This is a genomic window from Clostridium perfringens, assembly GCF_016027375.1.
GTDB lineage: Bacteria > Bacillota > Clostridia > Clostridiales > Clostridiaceae > Sarcina > Sarcina perfringens.
Window position 1 is genome coordinate 1,273,937 of record NZ_CP065681.1, and the last position, 21,580, is coordinate 1,295,516.

Sequence of the window (21,580 nt, forward strand, 5' to 3'; positions counted from 1 at the left end):
CATGAAGGAATCAAAAATATCTGTATTAATTGCTGATGATAACAAAGAGTTTTGCAATATTTTAAATGACTATTTATTAAGTCAAAGGGATATTGTTGTTACAGGAATTGCAAAGGATGGATTGGAAGCTTTAAAACTTATAGAAGAAAAACAACCAGATTTAGTTGTATTAGATATAATTATGCCACATTTAGATGGATTAGGTGTACTTGAAAGAATAAATTCTCTAGGATTAGAAAAAACTCCAAGAGTAATAGTATTATCTGCTGTTGGACAAGACAAAATTACTCAAAGAGCTATAACTTTAGGGGCAGATTATTATGTTGTTAAACCATTTGACATGGATGTATTTACAGAGAGAATAAGACAAATGTTTAATAGCACAATATCAGAGGAACCTACAAATAGTAAACCTACAATTAGTGTAGTTGAAGGTTCAAAAAGTGAGGATTCATCTTCTGATGATAACAAAGAGCCTATGGATTTAGAGGTTGAAATAACTAGTATAATTCATGAAATAGGAGTTCCAGCTCACATAAAAGGATATATGTATTTAAGAGAAGCTATAACTATGGTTGTAAATGATATGGAATTACTATCAGCTATAACAAAAGAGTTATATCCTTCAATAGCAAAGAAATATAATACTACTGCAAGTAGAGTTGAAAGAGCTATAAGACATGCTATAGAGGTTGCTTGGGGAAGAGGACAAATAGATGCTATAAACAAAATATTTGGACATACTATTCACAATGATAAGGGTAAACCAACAAACTCAGAGTTTATAGCTATGGTTGCAGATAAATTAAGACTAAAGAATAAAGTTAGCTAAATTAAGGAGAAAGCACTTTTTATCAGATAATATTTTCACTGATAAAAAGTGCTTTTTTATAGAGAGGTGAGGTAATTTGAGAAAAGCGGTATATGTAGAAGGAAATGAAAAAAAGATTATTTTAGCTAATTGTATAACTAAATCTGAGTATGAAAAAATATATAAAAAGAATTTAGTATGTCCAATAGATGGATGTAAAGCAAAACTTGGTTTTAGGGAAGTTAAAAAGCAAAGAGATGGAAAATATTTTTATACATTACCTAATAATAAACATGTTGATGGATGTCCTTATAAAATTCAAAAGAAGAAAAGAAGAGTAAGAAGAAAAATAGATAATAATTTAAGTGAGGATTTTTCACAAATATCATTTGAAATTTTATAATATTTATATAAATTTAAAAAATAATTTTAGATTTTTTAGGTCCAAAATTGAGGTGAGATATATGGATTTATATGAAAAAACTTTAAATGAGGAGAGCATATTTAAGTGTTCTTTTATGGAACTTGTTAAGCAAAAGGTGAAATTACCAGATGGCAATGAGGCAGAAAGAGATATTGTTAAACATTCAAATGGGGTTTGTGTTATAGCTTTCAATGAAAAAGGAAATATTCTTATGGTAGAACAGTTTAGAAAGCCTTTTAATAGAGTGTTTTTAGAATTACCAGCAGGAAAGGTTGATAAGGAAGAAATATTAGAAAAAGCAGCCTTAAGAGAACTTAAAGAAGAGACAGGATATTCAGCTAATAAGATAACATATTTAGGACAAATAGCACCATCACCAGGATTTTGTGATGAAGTAGTTCATATATATAAAGCTCATGAACTTAAAAAGGGAGAAACTAATTTTGATCATGATGAATTTTTAAATTTAAATGAATATTCCTTAGAGGAAGTTAAAAATATGATTATAGAAGGAAAAATAACTGATGCAAAAACTATAGCATGTTTATTTTTCTATGAAAATATTAAATAATGAGAAATAGGAACTAGAGTATTTGAAATTACTTTAGTTCTTATTTTTTTATAAATTTAAAAAAGTATGTATCTTTTTATTATGTTAATCATATCTTTTAATAAATAGCTTTAATGGAGGGTAAGAAGAATTTATGAGGATGTTTTTTAGTGGACTTATGGAGTCATTAAAGGAAAATAAAATCACTTTTTTATGGGTACTTTTATTCTTTTTAGTTGGAATAGTTTTAGGATCTTATACAGTTTACTATATGAGTGATTTTAATAGGGTTGAAATTACTACTTATTTTAATAACTTTTTAGAGTTTTTAGGTGGAAATTCTGTAGCTTATACAAGTATTCTTGTAGATAGTATAAAGAGTATTCTACCAATGGTTGTAATAATAGTTTTATTAGGTTACACAGCTGTAGGAACACCAATAATTCTTATGATGGATTTAGCTAAAGGATATGTTATTGGATTTACATTTTCTTTAATCGTTAGCATGCTAGGAAGCAAGGGTGTTATGTTAGTCTTATCAGGATTAATGCTTCAGAATTTAATTTTTATTCCAATAATAATGTTAATCAGCGTTTTGGCTATAAGACATTCAGTTACAAAGTTAAAAATGGGAGTATCTAGAGATAGAGTAAAACTTGATGTTAGTAGGGCATATTTAAACTTTCAAGGGCTTTTAAGCTTAATTATAATATCAGGAATACTAATTGAAACATATATATCACCTAATTTAATAAGATTAGTAATTAGTAGGTGATTTCTGTAATATAAATAATTATGTAATAACATTTTGGTTAGGAGTTAATATGAAAGATTTAGTAAGCAAATACGAAGTATATCTAGAATCAATAGGAAAGAGAAAGAATACCGTAAGTGCATACATTACAGATGTCTCTATGTATTTAGATTTTGTAGAGGAAAAAGGATTTAAAGTAAATGAGGATGGATATCCTTTGGTATCTTATGTACAACATCTAAAAGAAAATCATAAGTCTCCATCATCAATTCAAAGAACAATCATATCTTTAAGAAATTTTTACAATTTCTTAGTGGCAGAAGAATTTTTAAAGAAAGTTCCAAACTTAACTATGAAAAAGGAAAGAGTTGAAAAGAAAAAGCCTTTAGTTTTAACTGTTGAAGAAATAAATAAAATTATGAATTCAACTAATGTTTTAACTGAAAAGGGAATACGCGATAAGGCTTTATTAGAACTTATGTATGCTACTGGAATGAAAGTTTCAGAGTTAATATCTTTAAGAATTGAAGATATTAATTTGGATTCATCTTTTGTAAATTGTAGAGATAGTAGAGGGTATGAGAGACTTATACCAATAGGAAAAGCAGCTAAGGAATCTCTTAAAAGATATATTGTGGTAAGAGAAGATAATTCTAAAGGATCAGATAAGCTTTTCTTAAATATGAGTGGAGAACCTATAACTAGGCAAGGAGTTTGGAGAATTGTTAAGGAGTATGCTGTTATTGCAAATATTGGCAAGGATATAAATTTAAATACCTTTAGACATTCTTTTGCAGTGCATTTATTACAAAACGGAGCAAATGCTAAGGTGGTACAAGAACTATTAGGAAATCAAGTTATGACTTATATAGATATGTACTATGATATTATAAACAATGAAAAAATTAACAATATATACAGAAAGGCTCATCCAAGAGCATAATATATATAAGAAAAGGCTTTCATAAAAGTCTTTTCTTTTTATAATTTTTAGCTTTAAAATATTAGAATTTATTAAAAAATACATAAAAATAATTTTAATTTTATAATTAAGAAAAGAAAAATTCATTAATGTTGAAAAAAATATAATATTTTATAGGATGAAAGTACTTGTAAATAAGGAATCTCTCTGATAAAATGAATTTATGAAAAGGTTATCACAAATTGATAGTGTGGAGGAAAGAAACTTATGAGAATGTATGATTTAATATTAAAAAAGAGAAATGGTGGGGAATTAAGCACTGAAGAAATAAACTTTTTTGTTGATAAATATACAAATGGTGAAATACCAGATTATCAAGTAGCAGCCTTATTAATGGCTATATATTTCCAAAAAATGAATAAGAGAGAAACTTCAGATTTAACTATGGCTATGGTTAATTCAGGAGATATATTAGATTTAAGTGAAATACACGGTATAAAAGTAGATAAGCATTCAACTGGTGGGGTTGGTGATACTACTACTTTAGTTTTAGGACCTATGGTTGCGGCTTTAGGAATTCCTGTAGCTAAAATGTCAGGAAGAGGTCTTGGACATACTGGTGGAACAATAGATAAATTAGAAAGTTTTGATGGATTCTCAGTAGAAATGACTAAGGATCAATTTATAAATAATGTTAATAATATAAAATTAGCAGTTGGTGGACAAACAGGAGATTTAGCTCCAGCTGATAAAAAACTTTATGCTTTAAGAGATGTTACTGGAACTGTTGATAATGTATCATTAATAGCTTCAAGTATTATGAGTAAAAAAATTGCTGCAGGCGCTGATGCCATAGTATTAGACGTTAAGGTGGGAGATGGAGCATTTATGAAAACTCCAGAGGCAGCTAGAGAACTTGCAACTGAAATGGTTGGAATAGGTAAACATGTTGGAAGAAATACTGTTGCCATAATTTCAGATATGGATCAACCTTTAGGATTTGCTATAGGTAATGCATTAGAAGTTAAAGAAGCCATAGAAACTTTAAGAGGAAATGGTCCTAAGGATCTTTTAGAGCTTTGCTTAACACTTGGAAGCAACATGGTTGTTTTAGCAGGTGCTGCTAAAGATACTGATGAAGCAAGAAAAATGTTAATGGAAACAATAACTTCAGGAAAAGCAATTGAAAAATTAAAAGAATTTGTAAAAGCTCAAGGTGGAGATGCATCAGTTATTGATGATATATCAAACTTACATAATGCTAAATATGTAATTCCAGTTAAGGCTAATAAATCAGGGGTTGTAAGCAAAATACATGCTGAAAACATAGGATTAGTTGCTATGGAACTTGGAGCAGGAAGAGCTACTAAAGAAAGTATTATAGATTTAGCTGTTGGTATTGTTCTTCAAAAGAAAAGAGGAGACAAAGTTAATGAAGGAGATATCATAGCATATATTCATGCTGATGATGAAGAAAAAGGTAAGAAAGCAGTAGATGGAATATTAGCTAATTACGAAATATCAGATTCAGTAAAAGATATTCCATTAATATATGATATAGTTAAATAGTTTTAAAAAATGCTTTAAAGCTGGTTGGATTCTTGTCAGGTATAGCTAAGATTTATAGTTATGCATCGTAATCTTTGAATAACCATATCTAACAAGGAACCCAACCACTTTAAATAAATTAAGTTTTGGTACTCATTATAGATTTTCTCGTTAAAGTTATCCTATACAAATTAAAGTATAGGATAACTTTTTCTTTTTTGCTTATAATTTATTTCTTTTGGGAGAAAATAAGCAAGAAAGGAGGAGATATTATGAAAAAATACATAAGAAAAATAGCAGCTTTTGCAATATTTTTATCTTTATTTAGCATTGTTTCTTCTGTTCCTGTAAAAGCTGAAGAGGCAATAGAAGTAGAAGCAAGATCAGCTCTTCTTATGGAAGCTAGTACAGGAAAAATAATTTATGAAAAAAATGCTAATGAAAAATTTGCACCTGCTTCAGTAACAAAGATTATGACAATGTTACTTGCCATGGAAAAAGTAGATAGAGGAGAAATAAAACTTTCAGATCAAATCACAGTAAGTGAGACTGCTAAGAAAATGGGTGGTAGTACTATGCTCCTAGATGTTGGAGAAGTAAGAACTGTTGAGGAGATTATAAAAGGTATAGGAATAGCTTCAGGTAATGATGCCGCTGTAGCTATGGCTGAATATTTAGGTGGAAGTGAAAGTGGTTTTGTTGAGATGATGAACAAAAGAGCTAAGGAGCTTGGAATGAAAAACACTACATTTAAAAACTGCACAGGGCTTCCTATAGAAGGACATTTATCTACTGCATATGATATTTCTATTATGTCTAGGGAATTATTAAAACATCCTACTATATTAAAATATACAGGAACTTATATGGAAACTATATCAGAGGGAAGAAAATCTCCTATTGAACTTGTTAACCATAATAAATTAGTTAGATTCTTTAAGGGATGTGATGGTCTTAAAACTGGATTTACTAATGACGCTAAATACTGTATATCAGCTACAGCAACTAGGGACGGAGTTAGAATGCTTTCAGTAATAATGGGAGCTCCAACATTTAAAATAAGAAATAGAGATGCTAGTATGCTTATGAATTATGGATTTTCTAAGTTTGAAAGCAAGCAAGTAGCTACAAAAGATGGTGAGGTAGAACAAATTCCTATGAGTCAAACAGGAGATAAGTTTATCATAGGAAAAGCTAAGGATGATTTAACTTTAGTTTGTCCAAAGGGTATGAGTGACAAAATAGAGAAAAAAGTTGTTTTATATGAAAGTAAGAAAAAAATTAAAGAATTTGATACTATAGGATATTGTGAATATTATCTAGATGGTGAACTTCTAGGTAAAGTTGAATTATATTCAGATAGAGATATGAAAAAAGGCGGAATTATTGATAGTGTTAAATTCAAGGTTAAGAATTTCTTTAATGGTGAAGAGGAAGATAAAGTAGAAGAAAAAACAGAAGAAAAGAGTAATGAAAAATAAAGTATTATTCAGACATTTTGACTGTATTCATTAAAAACTAAAAATAAATACCTATAAGTTGAAAGAAGAACAACTAGCATATAGTCTCCTTATGCTAGTTGTTTTTGTATATAAATTTTTCTTATATAGATGCAAAGTTAGTAAAAGAATAACTAGAGAGAAGGTTATTTTTATAAAATCAACTTCTTGTATCTCTTAAACTTAGTGTTAATTGCTTTTTTATATGATAGTTGTTATGATATTATGTGAAGTTTTGAATAGTAGGAGAAAAATAGACTATGGAAATGCCAATTATCAAACTTAAAAACTTTGATGGACCTTTTGATTTGCTTTTGCATTTAATCAAAAAAAATGAAATGAGTATTACTGAGATAAAGATTCATGAAATCACAAAACAGTATTTAGAATATATAGCCTTAATGAAGGAACTTGATTTAGAAATAACTTCAGAGTTTATAGTTATGGCAGCTACTTTAATAGAAATAAAATCGAAATCATTACTTCCTAAGGTTAAAGTTGAAGATGAGACTTGTGAGGAAGATCTTCAGAAAATATTAATGGAAAAACTTCAAGAGTATAAAAAGTTTAAGAAAATAAGTGCTTATTTAAGAGAAAGAGAACTTTCTACTGGAGAAGTATTTACAAAAAAAGCTGAAATTATTGAAGTTGAAGTGGACAACAAACTTGATGATGATTACTTTAAAAATATAACTATGCTTGATCTTTATAAGCTCTATAACAATCTTATGAGAATTTACGGTGAAAAACAAAATGTAAATGTTATGGAGAAAAAGATAAGTGTAGATAAATATAAAATTACTGATAAAATTAATTTCTTAAGGGATAAGCTAAGTGAAAAGAGCATTGTTAGGTTTTCAGAGTTTATACCACAGTGCGAATGTAAGCTAGAAGTAGTTGTTACTTTTATGGCAATGCTTGAACTTATAAAAAGAAGTGAAATTAAAGTTGTCCAATATGAAAACTTTGGTGAGATTATGATGGAAAAGGTGATAGTAAATGAGTGATATAAATCAAATAGAATTTAGTGAAATATCTAAAAAAGACGAGCTTAAGTCTATTATAGAATCTCTTTTATTTGTTAGTGGAGAACCTCTTGCTTTAAAGGATATATGTAGAATAGTAGAAGAGGATTTTAAATATGTAGAAGATTTAATGAGAGAATTAATGAATATATATAATGGAGATAGTTCAAGAGGGATAAAAATTATTAGTTTAAATGGAACTTATCAGTTAGTTACTAAAACAAAAAATAGTGAATATGTTCAAAAGCTTTTAAAAAAGAATGTTAGACAATCCTTATCTCAGGCTTCTTTAGAAAGTTTAGCAATAATATGTTATAAGCAACCTATTACTAGAGTTGAGATAGATGAGATAAGAGGAGTAAAAAGCGAAAGTGCTATACAAAGACTTGTTGAAAAAAATTTAGTTGAGGAAACTGGAAGATTAGAGGTTCCAGGAAGACCTATACTTTATGGAACTACAGATGAATTTTTAAGACATTTTGCATTAAATGATTTAGGAGATCTTCCATCTATAGAGTTATTTGAAGAAAATGATGAGGTTTCTGACATGGTGGAAGAGTAGATGATTCTAAATTTATAAAAAGTAAAATAGTATAACTTAAGGAATTTAGTATAATAATTTGTTTATATAAATTAAGAAGGTAGAGAATATTAATTATTCTCTACCTTCTATTATTTAAATAGCAAATTAACTCATTAAACTATAAAGTTTCTATTTCTTACTCCCTGCGAAGTAAGAATTTTATTTTTTAGGTTTTAGGTTGTTTTATTATGGAGTTTGATTGGTTGATTTTATTGTATTAGAGGGTATTTATAATGTTTAACTCTTCAATAAAATCAGGAATAGTTAAGAAACTATTTAAATGAGTTAATAAAGCTATAGCAGGCTTTTAGTCACAAAAATTAGAATCTTCTTTTTTGTCTTTACACTTTTTATTGCCCATATCCTTAAATATTTCAATTATTTGAGGAATATTATCAACTATTCTGTCATAAGTATTAGTTTGGTTTACAGGTAATAGCCTTACAGAATCACCTTTAAGAACTAAGAAAGCAACTGGCTTTACACTAACACCAGCGCCAGAGCCCCCACCAAAGGCAAATCTATCATCTATTTTTTCACATTCTTTATTTGGAAGTTCTGAGCCTCCCGAAGCAAATCCAAAGGAAACTTTTGATATTGGAATTATGTAACTTCCATCTCTAGTTTCTATGGCATCTCCAACTACAGTATTAACATCTATCATGTCTCTTATGCTTTCCATTGTTGTACCCATTAGATTTTCTATTGGGTGATTTGAGTTTATCATGGTACAAACCTCCTAAAGTATTTTTAAACTCTATTAAAAATAATATTTATAACTTCTTGAAGTTTAATAAGTAAAGAAATCCTATATATATAATTTGAGCAAAATTTATGGTTATTATACCTTGAACTTCAAAAAATAAGTAATTTTCATTATTAAATTTAGGATTTATGTTTCCAGTAAACTTTTTTAGTTTAAAAAAGTAATCCAATCTTGTGTATATTAAAGATAAAATTTGATGTATAAATCCATATAAGATAGCAGTTAAAGCTGCATCTTCACTTGAAAAATTTAAATCTAATACAATTTTTAAAGACGGTTTAAATTTACTTTTAGTTAATAATTTTATTAATTTTGCAATGGTAAGGTTAGATGGAGGCTTTAAAAAGGTTCTTTTCTTTTTAGAAGATTTCTTTATTTTAGTGTCCTTATTTCCTTTTTTTGAAATTTCCTTTTTTTCTTTATGAGCTCCTAATATTTTATTTAAAGATAATATTTCAAATTTATAAAAATTAATCTTAAAATCTTTTTCTGAAAATACTAATTTGAATTTTAAATTTATTGGAAAAAACAATAAAACTAAAAGTAGTAATAATAAAAATAATAAAAAAAACTTCAGCACTTCATAAACCTCCTTACCATTTATACATTATTGACAATAATAGCTTTAATTATCCAAAAATATACTAGGTTATTAAATTTATAAAGTGGAAAGCTAATAAAAGAAGGTTTCATAGATAAAAAAGCTTAGTTTAAGGAGAGATATTTTATGAAAAAGAAGATTTCAATTCTTATGTTTTTTTTAATAACAATATCTATATGTTCTAATGTTATTGTTCTTGGAAAGGAAAGTTGTATTCCAGAGGAAGTTTCAGTAGAGACTATGGATGTAAAAGATGGATATGGAAAGCAGTGCAAGGATATTACTCCTGATGCACATTTTGCTATTGCCTATGATGCTAAAAACAAAAAGATTTTATATGAAAAGAATGCTTTTAGAAATGTACCTATGGCAAGTACCACTAAAATATTAACTGCTTTAGTTGCAATAAATTATTCTGACTTAGATGAAGAGGTTACAATATCTAAAACTGCAGCAAGTATTAGAGGATCAAAAGTTGGATTTAGGGCTGGAGAAAAGGTTACAATGAGAGAACTTCTTTTTGGACTTATGTACAAGTCAGGAAATGATGCTGCCATAGCTATTGCAGAGCATATTGGAGGTAGTATAGAGAACTTTTCTATACTTATGAATGATTTTGCTAGAATGTTAGGTCTTAAGGATTCAAACTTTCAATCTCCTCATGGATTAGATAGCCAAATGCATTTTTCCTCTGCTTATGATTTAGCGGTTTTAATGTCAAAAGCTATGGAAGAGCCTTTCTTTAGAGAGATATCAGGAACTAAGGAAGTAGGGGCTGAAAAATATAATTTTACTAGAAGTTATAGCAATATAAATAAAATGCTTTGGAGATTACCTAATGCCAATGGAGGAAAAACAGGCTATACTGGTCAGGCGGGGAAATGTTTAGTAAGTTCTGTAGATCATAATGGAAGAAATATAATCATAGTAGTTTTAAATTGTCCAACTAGGTGGGAAGCCACTGAAAGAGTTTATGAATATGTTAAAGCCAATTATTCTTAAAATCAAAGGTGTTATATTAATATTTTAATATAACACCTTTGATTTTTTTGTTTTAAAGTTTAAAAAATATTATTTTTGTTATATATAAATGCTTAATAGCTTTTAATACCAGGGATTTAAAGTTTTATATTTAAAATAATTTTAGAAAATATTTTAAGGATTAATTATTTATTAAAGAAATTTTGTAACATTTTTAATCTCTCAGGGATATTTTAATAGTAAGAATTCAAATGGGAGGGTTTTTATGGATTATGAAGTAATTGATTGTATAGATGCTGGTACGGAATTTTGTCCTTGTCACTTAGCAGAAGAAGGAGAATGCATACTTTGTTCTCAACTTCACGGAAAGTGTTTTTGTGATTGTGTAAACTGGAAAGGGGTTTGCATATATGAAGAATTTGCAAGTAATGGATTTAAAGCTAAGGAAGGCAGAAAAACTTTTACTTGTGATGTCATAGATGCTGTAGAAGTTGAAGAAGGATTATTATTTATAGAGTTTAGGGCACCTCATAAACTTTGTATTGATTTACTTGGACCAGGTAAGTTTATATTTATAAGAACTAATGATAATCCGTTTTTTGATGTACCTATATCTATTTTAGAATCTGATGCAGATAAAAATGTAATAAAAGTACTTATTGAGGTTAGAGGAATAAAAACTAAGAGGCTCTTAAATACTGAGGTTAAAGGAGAAATAACTATAAGAGGGCCTTATTTTAATGGAGTATTTGGAATAAAAAATATAGACTCAACTAAGAATGGAGAGGTCCTTGTACTTTGCAGAGGAATTGGATTAGCTCCTGCTGTACCAGTTATTAAAAAGTTAGCTAATGAAGGAAATAAGGTTAAGATTCTTTTAGATAAGGCACCTTTTAAAGAAAGTTATATAGAAAAATATTTAGAGGGATACGATATTCAGTATGTTCCTATGAATTTAATCAACAAAGGTGAAATATCAAATGAAGCAAAGGAAGTTATTAAAAATGGACAATGGGATTTAATCCATTGTGCTGGAGCGGATATATTAACTTATAAACTTATAGAATATTTAAATGATTTGAAAGATGAATCTACAAAAGTATCTTGTTGTAATAATGCTAAAATGTGCTGCGGAGAAGGGGTATGTGGAAGCTGTACAGCTAGGTTTGCTGGTCACAAGGTAAAAAGACTTTGTAAGGTGCAAAGTGATCCTAGAAAAATATTTGAAGATAGAAGATTCATTTAATAAAGATTAATTTATAGAAGGGAGAGTTTTTATGAAAGTTGTTGTTATTGGTGGCGGATGGTCAGGAGTTGCAGCCGCTATTGAAGCAAAAAAAATGGGAGCAGATGTAGTTCTTTTTGAAAAGACAGATTTATTATTAGGACTTGGTAATGTTGGCGGAATAATGAGGAATAATGGAAGATATACAGCCTCTGAGGAATTAATAGCTATGGGAGGCGGAGATTTAATAAATATAACTGATAAGGTTAGTAGACACAAGGATATACCATTTCCTGGACATGAACATGCTTGGCTTTATGATGTTAATTTAGTTGAGGGAGAAGTTAAAAGATATGTAGAAAGTCTAGGAATTGAAACAAAAATGGTTTCTAGAATCATTGATATAAAACAAGAAGACAACAAAATTTTAGGAGTTTATACAAGTGATGGACAATATTATAAAGGAGATGTGTTCATTGAAACTACTGGTTCAACAGGCCCTATGGGAAATTGCCTAAGATACGGTAATGGATGCTCTATGTGTATTTTAAGATGTCCTTCCTTTGGTCCTAGAATTAGTATAAGTTCAAGATGTGGAGTTGAAGATATACAAGGAGAAAGAGTTGGAGATGAACTAGGAGCATTTAGTGGTTCATGTAAACTTGCAAAAGAAACTCTTTCAGAGGAAATAAGAAAAGAACTTGAGGAAAAAGGTTGTGTCGTTCTTAAAATTCCAAAAGAAGATGTTAATTATGATAAATTAAATACAAAGGTTTGTCAGCAATATGCTCTTAAGGAATTTGCAGAAAATGTTGTTTTATTAGATACTGGACATGCTAAGCTTATGACTACTTATTATCCTCTTGAAAAGCTTAGAAAGATTAAAGGTCTTGAAAATGCTAAGTATGTTGATCCATATGCAGGTGGAAAGGGTAACTCTATAAGATACCTATCAGTGGCTCCAAGAGATGATAATATGAAGGTTAAAGGAGTTACTAATTTATTCTGTGCAGGAGAAAAATCAGGACTTTTTGTTGGACATACAGAGGCTATAGTTACAGGTACTTTAGCTGGACACAATGCAGTAAGACATGCTTTAGGAATTCCTTATTTAATTCTTCCAAGAGCAACTGTTTTAGGAGATATAATAGCCTTTGCTAATGAAGAATCTCAATCTAGAGAAGGAAAGAAAAATAGATATACCTTTGCAGGTTCAGTTTACTTTAATAGAATGAAAGAGTTAGGACTTTATACAATAGATAAAGATGAAATTCAAAAGAGAGTAGCTCAATTAAATTTAGATGGAGTTTTTAGCAAAAAACTTATGTAAATTTAAGATTTTATAATATTATTATGCTTAAAATATAGTTTGAAAACAAAAAGTATCTTTAGAATATTTATAAATATTAAGTTTATTTATATTCTTTAGATACTTTATTTTTTATAAAGAAATTAAGAAAATTTCAGTAAGTAAATAGAGTGTTAAATTAAGTAGGAATATAATTACAATGGGAATTTATATTATAAAATTAAGTAACAGGGGGTGTCTATATGAAAATATGTAAAAGATGTGGAGAGGTCAATGAGGATGAAAATTTGCTTTGTAAAAATGGTGATTGCTTAAATAAAGAGTTTGAAGATTATGAAGCCCTTAAAAATAAGGCGAAAAATAATTTAATAAGAAAAGAAAAATTAAAAAGTATTTTAGAAAAGGCTATTTTTATTACATATTTAGCAGGCGTTTTAATTGCAGGTATAATAAACTTTAGAAATTTAAGTTTTTCAAATATTATTTTAACTATAGTTTTAGGGATATCAGGTATTATGTGTATAAAGTTTACTAGTTTTGTTTTTGAGATTCAACATATTTTTTCTTTAAAAGACCCTAGTGGAGACAATATGGCTGATATTTATGAAAGTTATTTAAAAGTAATTGGAGTATTAGCTTTAATTTATTCAGTTTATTTATTGTTTAAATAAAAGATTAAATATATAAGTAATAAATAAGTATATAATTTATTTGTTATTTTAGTAAAAGGTACTATGATTAATTCATAGTACCTTTTCTTAGTTAAGATTTAAATTTAAAAACAAAAAATAACTTTCAGATTAAGAAAAAAGTTTTAACAAAGAAAATTAAAATAATTTAAAATGTAGTTAAAAAGCGTGATAATTATCATATTATTATGGATAATATAATGATATAATTCAAATAAGTATGATAAATTTTTAACAAAGTTATGTTTGTGAACGGAGGAAAAAAGTATGAAAAGAATACAATCTACTTGTAACTATTGTGCTCTTGCGTGTAATTTAGATTTTTACACAGAGGATGGAAAAATAAAAAGAGTAGTTCCAACTCCACATTATCCAGTTAATAAGGGATTTTCTTGTATAAAAGGACTTAATTTAGATAAACAATGTACTAAGTTTAATGGTTCAAAGAAGCCTTTACTTAAAATGAAAGATGGAGAAAGAAAAGCTATAGAATGGAAAGAAGCTTTTGATTTATTTGCTAGTAAGATGACAGCTATTCAAGAAAAGTATGGTAAAGAAAGTGTAGCTTACATAAGTACAGGTCAATTACCAACAGAGGAAATGGCTCTTTTAGGTCATGTAGGAAGAAGCTACATGGGTATAAATGGAGATGGTAATACAAGACTTTGTATGGCATCAGCAGTTGTAGCTTATAAACAAAGCTTTGGATTTGACGCCCCTCCATATACTTTAAAAGATTTAGAACTTTCAGATACTATATTTTTTATTGGAGCAAATCCAGTTATAGCTCATCCAATAGCTTGGGGAAGAGTTAGAAAAAATAAGGATGCTAAAATAATTACTATAGATCCAAGAAAGTCTGAGACAGCTATGAATTCAGATATGTGGATTGATATAAAAACTAAGGGAGATTTAGCTCTTTTCTATACTTTAGCAAATGTTCTTATAGAAAAAGGATGGATAAACCAAGATTATATAAATAATTACACAGAGGGCTTTGAAGATTTCAAAGCACATGTTAAGAAATATACATTAGAAGATGTTGAAGAAAGAACAGGAATCTCTAAGATGAGAGTTCTAGAACTTGCAAAAATAATCCATGAAGGAAAGAGAGTTTCATTCTGGTGGACAATGGGAGTTAACCAAAGCTATGAAGCTGTTAGAACTGCTCAAGCCATTATAAATCTTGCTTTAATCACAGGAAATATGGGAAGAGAAGGAACAGGAGCTAACTCCTTAACAGGACAATGTAATGCTATGGGATCAAGAATGTTTAGTAACACAACTGCTCTTTATGGTGGTGGAGAATACAATAACAAAGAGAGAAGAAAAGTGGTTGCTGATATATTAGGCATGGATGAGAATATGCTTCCAACTAAGCCAACTTTAGATTATGAGCAAATAATAAAAGGAATAAATAAGGGAGAAATCAAAGGACTATGGGTAGTTTGTACTAACCCTAGACATTCATTTAGTAACAACGAAGAGTTTAAAAAAGCTATGAAAAACCTAGATTTCTTTGTAGTTCAAGATATTTATGAAGATACAGATAGTTCTAAAGAATGTGATTTATATTTACCTTCAGTTCCAGCTATTAAAAAAGAAGGTTTCTTAATAAATACTGAGCGTAGACTTTCAGCTTTAGTTCCTGTTTTAGAGAAGGAAGAAGATGAATTAAGTGATTATGAAATATTATTAGGAATTGGAGAAGCCTTAGGAATGGGAAGTCTTTTAGACAAATGGAGAACTCCAGAGGATGCCTTTAAGCTTCTAAGAGAATGTAGTAAAGGAATGCCTTGTGATATTACAGGAGTATCTTATGAAAGATTAAGAGATTCTAAGGGAATTCAATGGCCTTGTAGAAAAGGAGAAGAATTAGAGTCTGATGAAAGAAGATTATTTGAAGACGGAAAATATTATACTCCAAGTGGAAAAGCTAAGTTTATTTTTGAAGATGTAACTGAAAATCCAAATGCTACAAATGAAGAGTTCCCATTTAACTTAAACACTGGTAGAGGAACTGTGGGACAATGGCATACTCATACTAGAACTAGAGAAATACAAGCTGTAACTAATATAGTTTCACAAAAGGCATATGTAGATATAAATAGAAAAGATGCAGAAAAGCTTGATATAAAAGAAAATGATGAGGTTTTAATTCATTCATCAAATGGGCATACATCTAAGTTTATAGCAAGATTAACTGATAATCTTAAAGAAAAAACTTTATATGCACCAATACATTATATAGAAACAAATTTATTAACACCATCTGTATTTGATCCTTATTCTAAGGAGCCTTCATATAAAACAGTTCAAGTTAATATAGAAAAGGTTAGAAAATAGGAGGGGATTACTTTGAAAAGAATAAAAATCAATAGAGATAAATGCGTGGGATGCTTAACATGCACAACTGCTTGTATAGTTTCTCATGATTCAGAGGATACAAGAAGTAGAATTGCAATAACAAGTGAAGGAAAATACACTCCTATTTTCTGTAGACACTGTGATAGACCAGAGTGTGTTTACACTTGTATGAGTGGTGCTATGAAGAAAGATAAAGAAACTGGTTTTGTAACTTATGACAAATCAAGATGTGCAAGTTGCTTTATGTGTGTAATGGCTTGCCCATATGGAGTATTAAAAGCTGAACATGAAATGAATAAATATATAATGAAATGTGATATGTGTGCAAGTACAAAAGAAAAAACTCCTCAATGCGTTGCAAAATGTCCAATGGGAGCAATAACTTTAGAGGAGGTAGAAGAATAATATGAGATATATTGTTGTGGGGGCATCAGCTGCTGGAATAAGTGGAGCAAAAACACTTAGAGAACTTGACAAAGATGCAGAAATAATATTAGTTTCAAAGGACGAAAATGTTTATTCAAGATGTATATTACATCATTACATAAGTGGCCATAGAGATATTGAGGCTTTAGATTTTACAGATAGAGATTTCTTTGAAAAATACAACATAGAGTGGAAAAAAGGCTTAGAAGTTAAAGCTATAGATGATAGAGAACATGTAATAGTTCTTTCAAATGGAGAAAGCTTAAAATATGATAAGATATTATTAGCAACAGGAGCATCAGCATTCATTCCTCCAGTAGAGAATTTAAGAGAAGCTAAAAATGTTGTTGGATTAAGAAACTTAGAGGATGCTATTAAAATTAAAGAAGAGGCAGAAAAGGTTAAAAACGTGGTTGTTTTAGGAGCAGGACTTGTTGGCATAGACGCCATAGCAGGACTTGCATTTAAAGATTTAAATGTTACTTTAGTTGAAATGGGGGACAGAGTCCTTCCAATTCAACTTGATAAATATGCTTCTTCTAAATACGAGAAGAGATTTGAAGATGCTGGAGTTAAATTAAAACTTGGAGTTAGAGCGGAAAAAGTTTTAATTGATGAAAATAAAAATCCAAAGGCATTACTTATAAATACAGGAGAAGAAATTCCTTGCGAGCTTATAATAGTTGCAACTGGAGTTAGATCAAATGTAGCATTCTTAAAAGATAGCTCTATAGAAACAGATAGATTTGGATTAATAATAAATGAAAAAGGCGAAACTAATGCAAGAGATGTCTATGGAGCTGGAGATATCACTGGAAGAAATCCTATATGGCCAACTGCTGTAAAAGAAGGTATAATAGCAGCAAACAATATGGTTGGTAATGAAATATTCATGGAAGATTTCTTTGGAAGTAAGAATACAATGAATTTCTTAGGACTTACAACAATGTCTTTAGGAGTTGTTAATGCTCCAGATGATTCTTACACAGAAGAAATTGATATTTCAGGAGAGAATTATAAAAAGATAATCCATAAGGATGGAAAAATTTATGGAGCTATAATTCAAGGCGATTTATCTTATGCAGGAGTTTTAACTCAACTTATAAAAGAGAAGATACACGTATCAAAGGTTAAAAAGCCATTATTTGAAATTGACTATGCAGATTTCTTCAATATAAAAGAAAATTTAGAGTACACATATTAATATAAATTATAATATAAGTATGTAAATTTTAATTTGGAAAACAATATATTTAAGTTATAATGGGAGGAAAAGGCTTTGGCTAAGATTGTGAATGTAGTTGCTAGCTGTTCTAATACAGGAAAAACAGTTTTAATAGAAGGACTTATAAAAGAGCTTAAAAATAGAGGATATACTGTTGCTACTATAAAGCATGATGTTCATGGTTTTGATATAGACAAAGAGGGAAAAGATACTTGGCGTCATAGAAAAGCAGGAGCTGAAGCAGTAATAATTTCCTCAAAGGAAAGAATGGCTCTTATAAGAGAGGTTCAGGAAGAAGTTCCTCTAGAAGAGTTAATAAAGCAAGTTGAAGATTTCGATTTTATAATAATAGAAGGTTATAAAAAGAGCAAATATAGAAAGCTTGAAGTATATAGACAAGGTATTAGTAAGAAAATAATAACTCCAAAGGAAAAGCTTATAGGAGTTGCTAGTGATGTTAGTTTATCTCTAGAAGGAGTTAGAGTTGTTAACTTAAATAATTATGAAGAAATTGCTAACCTTGTAATAGAAAATTAGTATAAATCTCCAAGCTTAAAGATCTAAGGAGAAGGTTCTATGATTTTTAAGCCTGGATTACTAAATTATTTAACATTAAGTTTAATAAGAACTTAAATTGTTAATTGGTTTAATTGGGGTAATCCACAGGGTAAGGTTTGAAAGAATTTTGCCTCCACGTATTTTGGGAAGGAGAATAAGCAAAAGTAAAAAACATAGAACTTACATAATAATATTGTTAATTATGTTTTTTAGTTTTAATATTAAGGTCTAAAAAGACTATTTAATTTAATGCTTATTATTCTTGTTGTTATAACAAAAATAATAAGCATTTTATTTTATAAAGGGATGGTGATATTTTGAAAAAATTTATAGCTTTAGAAGAAGCTCTTGAAATATTAAATAAGAACACTAAGGCTTTAAAAAGTGAGGTTGTTAGCATAAAGGATTCTTTAAAGAGAGTTTTGTATGGTGATGTTAAATCTAAGATTAATAATCCTCCCTTTAATAAGTCAGTTTTTGATGGATATGCTTTTAAATCAGAAGATTCTAAGGGAACTTCAAAAGAAAATCCTATAGAGCTTAAAATAGTAGATGAGATATTTGCAGGTGATTTTTCAGAAATAGAAATAAAACATGGAGAGGCTATTAGAATTATGACTGGGGCTCCAATCCCTGTGGGAGCTGATTGCGTACTTAAGCAAGAAGAAACAGAAAGACATGGAGATTTGGTTAAAATATTTAAGGAAATGAAAGCTAATGAGAACATATCTTTTATGGGAGAGGATATAAAGATTGGAGAAACTTTAATTAAAAAAGGTAAAAGACTTGATTATGCTGATTTAGGCATAATGGCTAGCTCTGGTATAAGTGAGGTACTTGTTTATAAAAAGCCTAAGGTTTCAATAATTAGTACCGGGGATGAGGTATGTGATATAAATTCCACCTTAAAACCAGGAAAAATATATGACAGTAATTTATATAGTTTAAGTGCAAGAATAGAAGAGCTAGGATACAATGTTTTGTCTATGGAACATGTAGGAGACAATATCTTAAAAATAGGAGAAGCTATAGAAAAAGCCTTTGAAAAATCAGATATAGTATTTACTACAGGAGGAGCTTCTGTAGGAGAAAAAGATCTTATGCAAAAGGTTTCTGGAAGTATAGGCTTTGAAAGGTTATTTTGGAAAATAAAAATTAAACCTGGCTCTGCAGTTGTATGTAGCAAAAGGCAAGAAAAAATATTGATAAGCCTTTCAGGAAATCCTAATGCTGCCTTAACTACATTTGAATTATTAGGAAAGCCTGTACTTAAAAAATTAGAGGGAGAGGAAGAAAATATAAATATTAAAAGAGAAAAGGGAGTCTTAATGGATTCTTTTAATAAAAAAAGCCCTCAAAGAAGGTTTTTAAGAGGAAATATTATATATGATGAAAAGGGAGCAAAGGTTTATATAACTCAAATTAAAAGTGGAAATGGTATATTAAGTTCTCTTCTAAATGCTAATTGCTTAATAGAAATTGAAAAAGGAAATGAAGGCTTAAATAGAGGAGAAGTAGTAAACATAATAAAATTATAAATAAATAATTAGTTTAAAAATAGGTTTATAGGAGGTGTATTAAGGTGATAAAAAAGAGTGCTGCTATTTTAGCTGGAGGGAAAAGTAGTAGAATGAATTATAGAAATAAGGCTTTTTTAAAATATGAAGAGGACTATTTTATAGAGAGAATAATAAAAGCCTTAGAAGATTATGAGGAAATAATAATAATATCCAATAATCCAGGAGAGTATAAGGAGTTTGGACTTAAAGTTTTTAAGGATATATATCCTGGTCAAGGGCCTTTAAGTGGAATTCATTCAGCCTTAAATCATATTAAAAATGATTATTGCTTAGTTGTTGCCTGTGATATGCCTTTTATAAATAAAGATGTGGTTAATTATTTAGGAAATATAAAGGAAGACTATGAAATTTTAATTCCTAAGTTTCAGGAAAGACTACAACCTCTTTGTGCCATATATAAAAAAAGTTGCAAAGATATTATGGAAAAAGAACTTATAAATAATAGCAATAAATTAATAAAAACCTGTTTTAAATTTTCTATGAAGGTAGTTGAAGAATTTCCTTTTATAGAAAAAGTACATAAAAAAGAAATAAAGAATTTTTATAATATAAATACAGTTGATGAGTATGAAGATTTAATAAAGAAAAAAGAAATTTAGGAAACCTTTTATTACTAAAAACACTAGGAGGAGGTGAACTGTTTAAAGTTATTTATATTAAATATATAGTTTTAGATGGAGATGGACTTAAAATAAATAACTTATAACAGGATTAGTATGAAACAAATAAGAGTTGAAGATGCTGTTGGAACAATATTATCTCATGATGTAACTCAAATAATACCAGGTAAATTTAAAGGAAGAGCCTTTAAAAAGGGCCATGTTATAAGAGAAGAAGATATAGAAAAACTTTTATCAATAGGAAAAGAACATGTTTATGTATGGGAAAAAGAAGAGGGAATGCTTCATGAAAATGAGGCTGCTGAAAGATTAAAGGACCTAGTTTGTGGAGAAGGATTAAGTTTTGGAGAAATAAAAGAAGGAAAAATAGAATTTTTAGCTGATAAAGACGGACTTTTAAAAATAGATAAGGAAAAATTATTAGAATTAAATATGCTAGGTGAAATAATAGTTTCTACAATTCATGGGAATTTTCCAGTTAAAAAAGGTGATAAGGTAGGGGCTACTAGAGTAATTCCACTAGTTATAGATGAAAATAAAATAATAGAAGCAGAAAATCTTATAAAAGATAAGATTATAGAAGTTAAAGAGATAAAAAATAAAAAGACTTTTGCAATAACTACAGGAAATGAAGTTTATAGTGGAAGAATAAAAGATGCCTTTGGTCCTGTTCTTAAGGAAAAGCTTAAGGAATTTAATATAGATCTTGAAAGACAGGTTATTCTTCCAGATGATAAGGAGAAAATTATAGAGGAAATAAAAAGAGCTTTAGATGAAGGTGCAGAACTTATACTTTGTACAGGGGGAATGTCAGTTGATCCAGACGATGTTACTCCTACAGCTATAAAGGAATGTGGAGGAGAATTAATAACATATGGTTCACCTGTACTTCCAGGAGCTATGCTTCTTTTAGCTTATTATAATGATGTTCCTATTATTGGAATACCAAGCTGTGCCATGTATTCAAAAAGAACAGCTTTAGATTTAGTCCTTCCAAGAGTTTTAGCAGATGAAAGATTAACTTTAAGAGATATAGCTGAATATGGTCATGGTGGACTTTGTTTAAATTGCCCAGTTTGTACTTTTCCACATTGTTCCTTTGGAAAGTAATTAGAAA

Annotated in this window: 22 protein-coding genes and 1 riboswitch; of the genes, 20 read left to right on the forward strand and 2 right to left on the reverse strand. The window is 29.0% G+C overall.

The genetic code is table 11. The features are described 5' to 3' along the window. Position 1: 1 nt before the first annotated feature. The 9 genes from spo0A to scpB all read left to right on the forward strand — a co-directional run bounded on the left by spo0A (position 2) and on the right by scpB (position 8,095). Positions 2-832 carry a sporulation transcription factor Spo0A gene (gene spo0A / locus I6G60_RS06285; RefSeq protein WP_003451549.1) on the forward strand — a complete coding sequence of 277 codons (831 nt, stop codon included), beginning with the start codon at positions 2-4 and terminating at the stop codon, positions 830-832. A 76-nt stretch (positions 833-908) separates the two neighbouring features. After that, positions 909-1,214 (forward strand): hypothetical protein, encoded by a 306-nt coding sequence (locus tag I6G60_RS06290; protein WP_003458729.1) that lies wholly within the window; start codon positions 909-911, stop codon positions 1,212-1,214. 61 nt (positions 1,215-1,275) lie between these two features. Continuing rightward, positions 1,276-1,806, forward strand: a complete 531-nt coding sequence (locus tag I6G60_RS06295; RefSeq protein ID WP_110016143.1) for an NUDIX hydrolase — start codon at positions 1,276-1,278, stop codon at positions 1,804-1,806. 133 nt (positions 1,807-1,939) lie between these two features. Then, complete coding sequence (gene spoIIM, locus I6G60_RS06300; protein WP_003469014.1) at positions 1,940-2,560, forward strand: stage II sporulation protein M; 621 nt, start codon at positions 1,940-1,942, stop codon at positions 2,558-2,560. Positions 2,561-2,609: 49 nt separating this feature from the next. After that, a complete protein-coding gene (locus I6G60_RS06305) occupies positions 2,610-3,482 on the forward strand; it encodes a site-specific tyrosine recombinase (RefSeq protein ID WP_110016144.1) in 873 nt (290 codons plus the stop codon). 246 nt (positions 3,483-3,728) lie between these two features. Continuing rightward, positions 3,729-5,030 carry a pyrimidine-nucleoside phosphorylase gene (locus tag I6G60_RS06310; RefSeq protein ID WP_003470716.1) on the forward strand — a complete coding sequence of 434 codons (1,302 nt, stop codon included), beginning with the start codon at positions 3,729-3,731 and terminating at the stop codon, positions 5,028-5,030. A gap of 251 nt (positions 5,031-5,281) precedes the next feature. Then, positions 5,282-6,490, forward strand: a complete 1,209-nt coding sequence (locus I6G60_RS06315) for a D-alanyl-D-alanine carboxypeptidase family protein (RefSeq protein WP_003471121.1) — start codon at positions 5,282-5,284, stop codon at positions 6,488-6,490. A gap of 278 nt (positions 6,491-6,768) precedes the next feature. Then, positions 6,769-7,515 (forward strand): segregation/condensation protein A, encoded by a 747-nt coding sequence (locus tag I6G60_RS06320; protein WP_003458723.1) that lies wholly within the window; start codon positions 6,769-6,771, stop codon positions 7,513-7,515. Next, complete coding sequence (gene scpB / locus I6G60_RS06325; protein WP_003451108.1) at positions 7,508-8,095, forward strand: SMC-Scp complex subunit ScpB; 588 nt, start codon at positions 7,508-7,510, stop codon at positions 8,093-8,095. The genes I6G60_RS06320 and scpB overlap by 8 nt, the downstream gene beginning before the upstream one ends. A 328-nt stretch (positions 8,096-8,423) precedes the next feature. On the opposite strand, the gene ytfJ is transcribed toward scpB, so the two are convergent. Then, positions 8,424-8,843 (reverse strand): GerW family sporulation protein, encoded by a 420-nt coding sequence (ytfJ, locus tag I6G60_RS06330; RefSeq protein WP_110016145.1) that lies wholly within the window; start codon positions 8,841-8,843, stop codon positions 8,424-8,426. Positions 8,844-8,889: 46 nt separating this feature from the next. After that, positions 8,890-9,462, reverse strand: coding sequence for a DUF2953 domain-containing protein (locus tag I6G60_RS06335; protein WP_057257486.1), 573 nt, complete (start codon positions 9,460-9,462; stop codon positions 8,890-8,892). 147 nt (positions 9,463-9,609) lie between these two features. Here I6G60_RS06335 and I6G60_RS06340 point away from each other — a divergent pair, with 147 nt between their 5' ends. The 11 genes from I6G60_RS06340 to I6G60_RS06390 all read left to right on the forward strand — a co-directional run bounded on the left by I6G60_RS06340 (position 9,610) and on the right by I6G60_RS06390 (position 21,573). Continuing rightward, positions 9,610-10,485 (forward strand): D-alanyl-D-alanine carboxypeptidase family protein, encoded by an 876-nt coding sequence (locus I6G60_RS06340; RefSeq protein WP_003451263.1) that lies wholly within the window; start codon positions 9,610-9,612, stop codon positions 10,483-10,485. 244 nt (positions 10,486-10,729) lie between these two features. Next, positions 10,730-11,710 carry a sulfide/dihydroorotate dehydrogenase-like FAD/NAD-binding protein gene (locus tag I6G60_RS06345; RefSeq protein WP_003470886.1) on the forward strand — a complete coding sequence of 327 codons (981 nt, stop codon included), beginning with the start codon at positions 10,730-10,732 and terminating at the stop codon, positions 11,708-11,710. A 31-nt stretch (positions 11,711-11,741) separates the two neighbouring features. Continuing rightward, positions 11,742-13,019 carry an FAD-dependent oxidoreductase gene (locus tag I6G60_RS06350; RefSeq protein ID WP_003451172.1) on the forward strand — a complete coding sequence of 426 codons (1,278 nt, stop codon included), beginning with the start codon at positions 11,742-11,744 and terminating at the stop codon, positions 13,017-13,019. A 221-nt stretch (positions 13,020-13,240) separates the two neighbouring features. Beyond that, complete coding sequence (locus I6G60_RS06355) at positions 13,241-13,669, forward strand: hypothetical protein (RefSeq protein WP_011590959.1); 429 nt, start codon at positions 13,241-13,243, stop codon at positions 13,667-13,669. 285 nt (positions 13,670-13,954) lie between these two features. Next, positions 13,955-16,033, forward strand: a complete 2,079-nt coding sequence (locus I6G60_RS06360; RefSeq protein WP_003481844.1) for a nitrate reductase — start codon at positions 13,955-13,957, stop codon at positions 16,031-16,033. Positions 16,034-16,045: 12 nt separating this feature from the next. Further along, a complete protein-coding gene (locus tag I6G60_RS06365; RefSeq protein ID WP_003458719.1) occupies positions 16,046-16,459 on the forward strand; it encodes a 4Fe-4S dicluster domain-containing protein in 414 nt (137 codons plus the stop codon). A 1-nt stretch (position 16,460) separates the two neighbouring features. Next, a complete protein-coding gene (locus I6G60_RS06370) occupies positions 16,461-17,684 on the forward strand; it encodes an NAD(P)/FAD-dependent oxidoreductase (RefSeq protein WP_011590958.1) in 1,224 nt (407 codons plus the stop codon). Positions 17,685-17,759: 75 nt separating this feature from the next. Then, positions 17,760-18,242, forward strand: coding sequence for a molybdopterin-guanine dinucleotide biosynthesis protein B (gene mobB, locus I6G60_RS06375; protein WP_003458698.1), 483 nt, complete (start codon positions 17,760-17,762; stop codon positions 18,240-18,242). After that, positions 18,238-18,432: riboswitch (molybdenum cofactor riboswitch) on the forward strand. Its footprint overlaps the gene before it by 5 nt. Positions 18,433-18,580: 148 nt before the next feature. Further along, positions 18,581-19,801 (forward strand): molybdopterin molybdotransferase MoeA, encoded by a 1,221-nt coding sequence (locus I6G60_RS06380; protein ID WP_003458732.1) that lies wholly within the window; start codon positions 18,581-18,583, stop codon positions 19,799-19,801. A gap of 44 nt (positions 19,802-19,845) precedes the next feature. Beyond that, complete coding sequence (locus I6G60_RS06385) at positions 19,846-20,442, forward strand: molybdenum cofactor guanylyltransferase (protein WP_011590955.1); 597 nt, start codon at positions 19,846-19,848, stop codon at positions 20,440-20,442. Positions 20,443-20,559: 117 nt separating this feature from the next. Beyond that, positions 20,560-21,573 carry a molybdopterin-binding protein gene (locus I6G60_RS06390; RefSeq protein ID WP_003458733.1) on the forward strand — a complete coding sequence of 338 codons (1,014 nt, stop codon included), beginning with the start codon at positions 20,560-20,562 and terminating at the stop codon, positions 21,571-21,573. Positions 21,574-21,580 lie beyond the last annotated feature (7 nt).

Excerpts from the sequence above, each read along its gene's own strand:
- spo0A (WP_003451549.1), top strand. The coding sequence starts at position 2 with ATGAAGGAATCAAAAATATCTGTATTAATTGCTGATGATAACAAAGAG.
- I6G60_RS06295 (WP_110016143.1), top strand. The coding sequence starts at position 1,276 with ATGGATTTATATGAAAAAACTTTAAATGAGGAGAGCATATTTAAGTGT.
- spoIIM (WP_003469014.1), top strand. The coding sequence starts at position 1,940 with ATGAGGATGTTTTTTAGTGGACTTATGGAGTCATTAAAGGAAAATAAA.
- I6G60_RS06305 (WP_110016144.1), top strand. The coding sequence starts at position 2,610 with ATGAAAGATTTAGTAAGCAAATACGAAGTATATCTAGAATCAATAGGA.
- I6G60_RS06310 (WP_003470716.1), top strand. The coding sequence starts at position 3,729 with ATGAGAATGTATGATTTAATATTAAAAAAGAGAAATGGTGGGGAATTA.
- I6G60_RS06315 (WP_003471121.1), top strand. The coding sequence starts at position 5,282 with ATGAAAAAATACATAAGAAAAATAGCAGCTTTTGCAATATTTTTATCT.
- I6G60_RS06320 (WP_003458723.1), top strand. The coding sequence starts at position 6,769 with ATGGAAATGCCAATTATCAAACTTAAAAACTTTGATGGACCTTTTGAT.
- scpB (WP_003451108.1), top strand. The coding sequence starts at position 7,508 with ATGAGTGATATAAATCAAATAGAATTTAGTGAAATATCTAAAAAAGAC.
- ytfJ (WP_110016145.1), bottom strand. The coding sequence starts at position 8,843 with ATGATAAACTCAAATCACCCAATAGAAAATCTAATGGGTACAACAATG.
- I6G60_RS06340 (WP_003451263.1), top strand. The coding sequence starts at position 9,610 with ATGAAAAAGAAGATTTCAATTCTTATGTTTTTTTTAATAACAATATCT.
- I6G60_RS06345 (WP_003470886.1), top strand. The coding sequence starts at position 10,730 with ATGGATTATGAAGTAATTGATTGTATAGATGCTGGTACGGAATTTTGT.
- I6G60_RS06350 (WP_003451172.1), top strand. The coding sequence starts at position 11,742 with ATGAAAGTTGTTGTTATTGGTGGCGGATGGTCAGGAGTTGCAGCCGCT.
- I6G60_RS06355 (WP_011590959.1), top strand. The coding sequence starts at position 13,241 with ATGAAAATATGTAAAAGATGTGGAGAGGTCAATGAGGATGAAAATTTG.
- I6G60_RS06360 (WP_003481844.1), top strand. The coding sequence starts at position 13,955 with ATGAAAAGAATACAATCTACTTGTAACTATTGTGCTCTTGCGTGTAAT.
- I6G60_RS06370 (WP_011590958.1), top strand. The coding sequence starts at position 16,461 with ATGAGATATATTGTTGTGGGGGCATCAGCTGCTGGAATAAGTGGAGCA.
- I6G60_RS06390 (WP_003458733.1), top strand. The coding sequence starts at position 20,560 with ATGAAACAAATAAGAGTTGAAGATGCTGTTGGAACAATATTATCTCAT.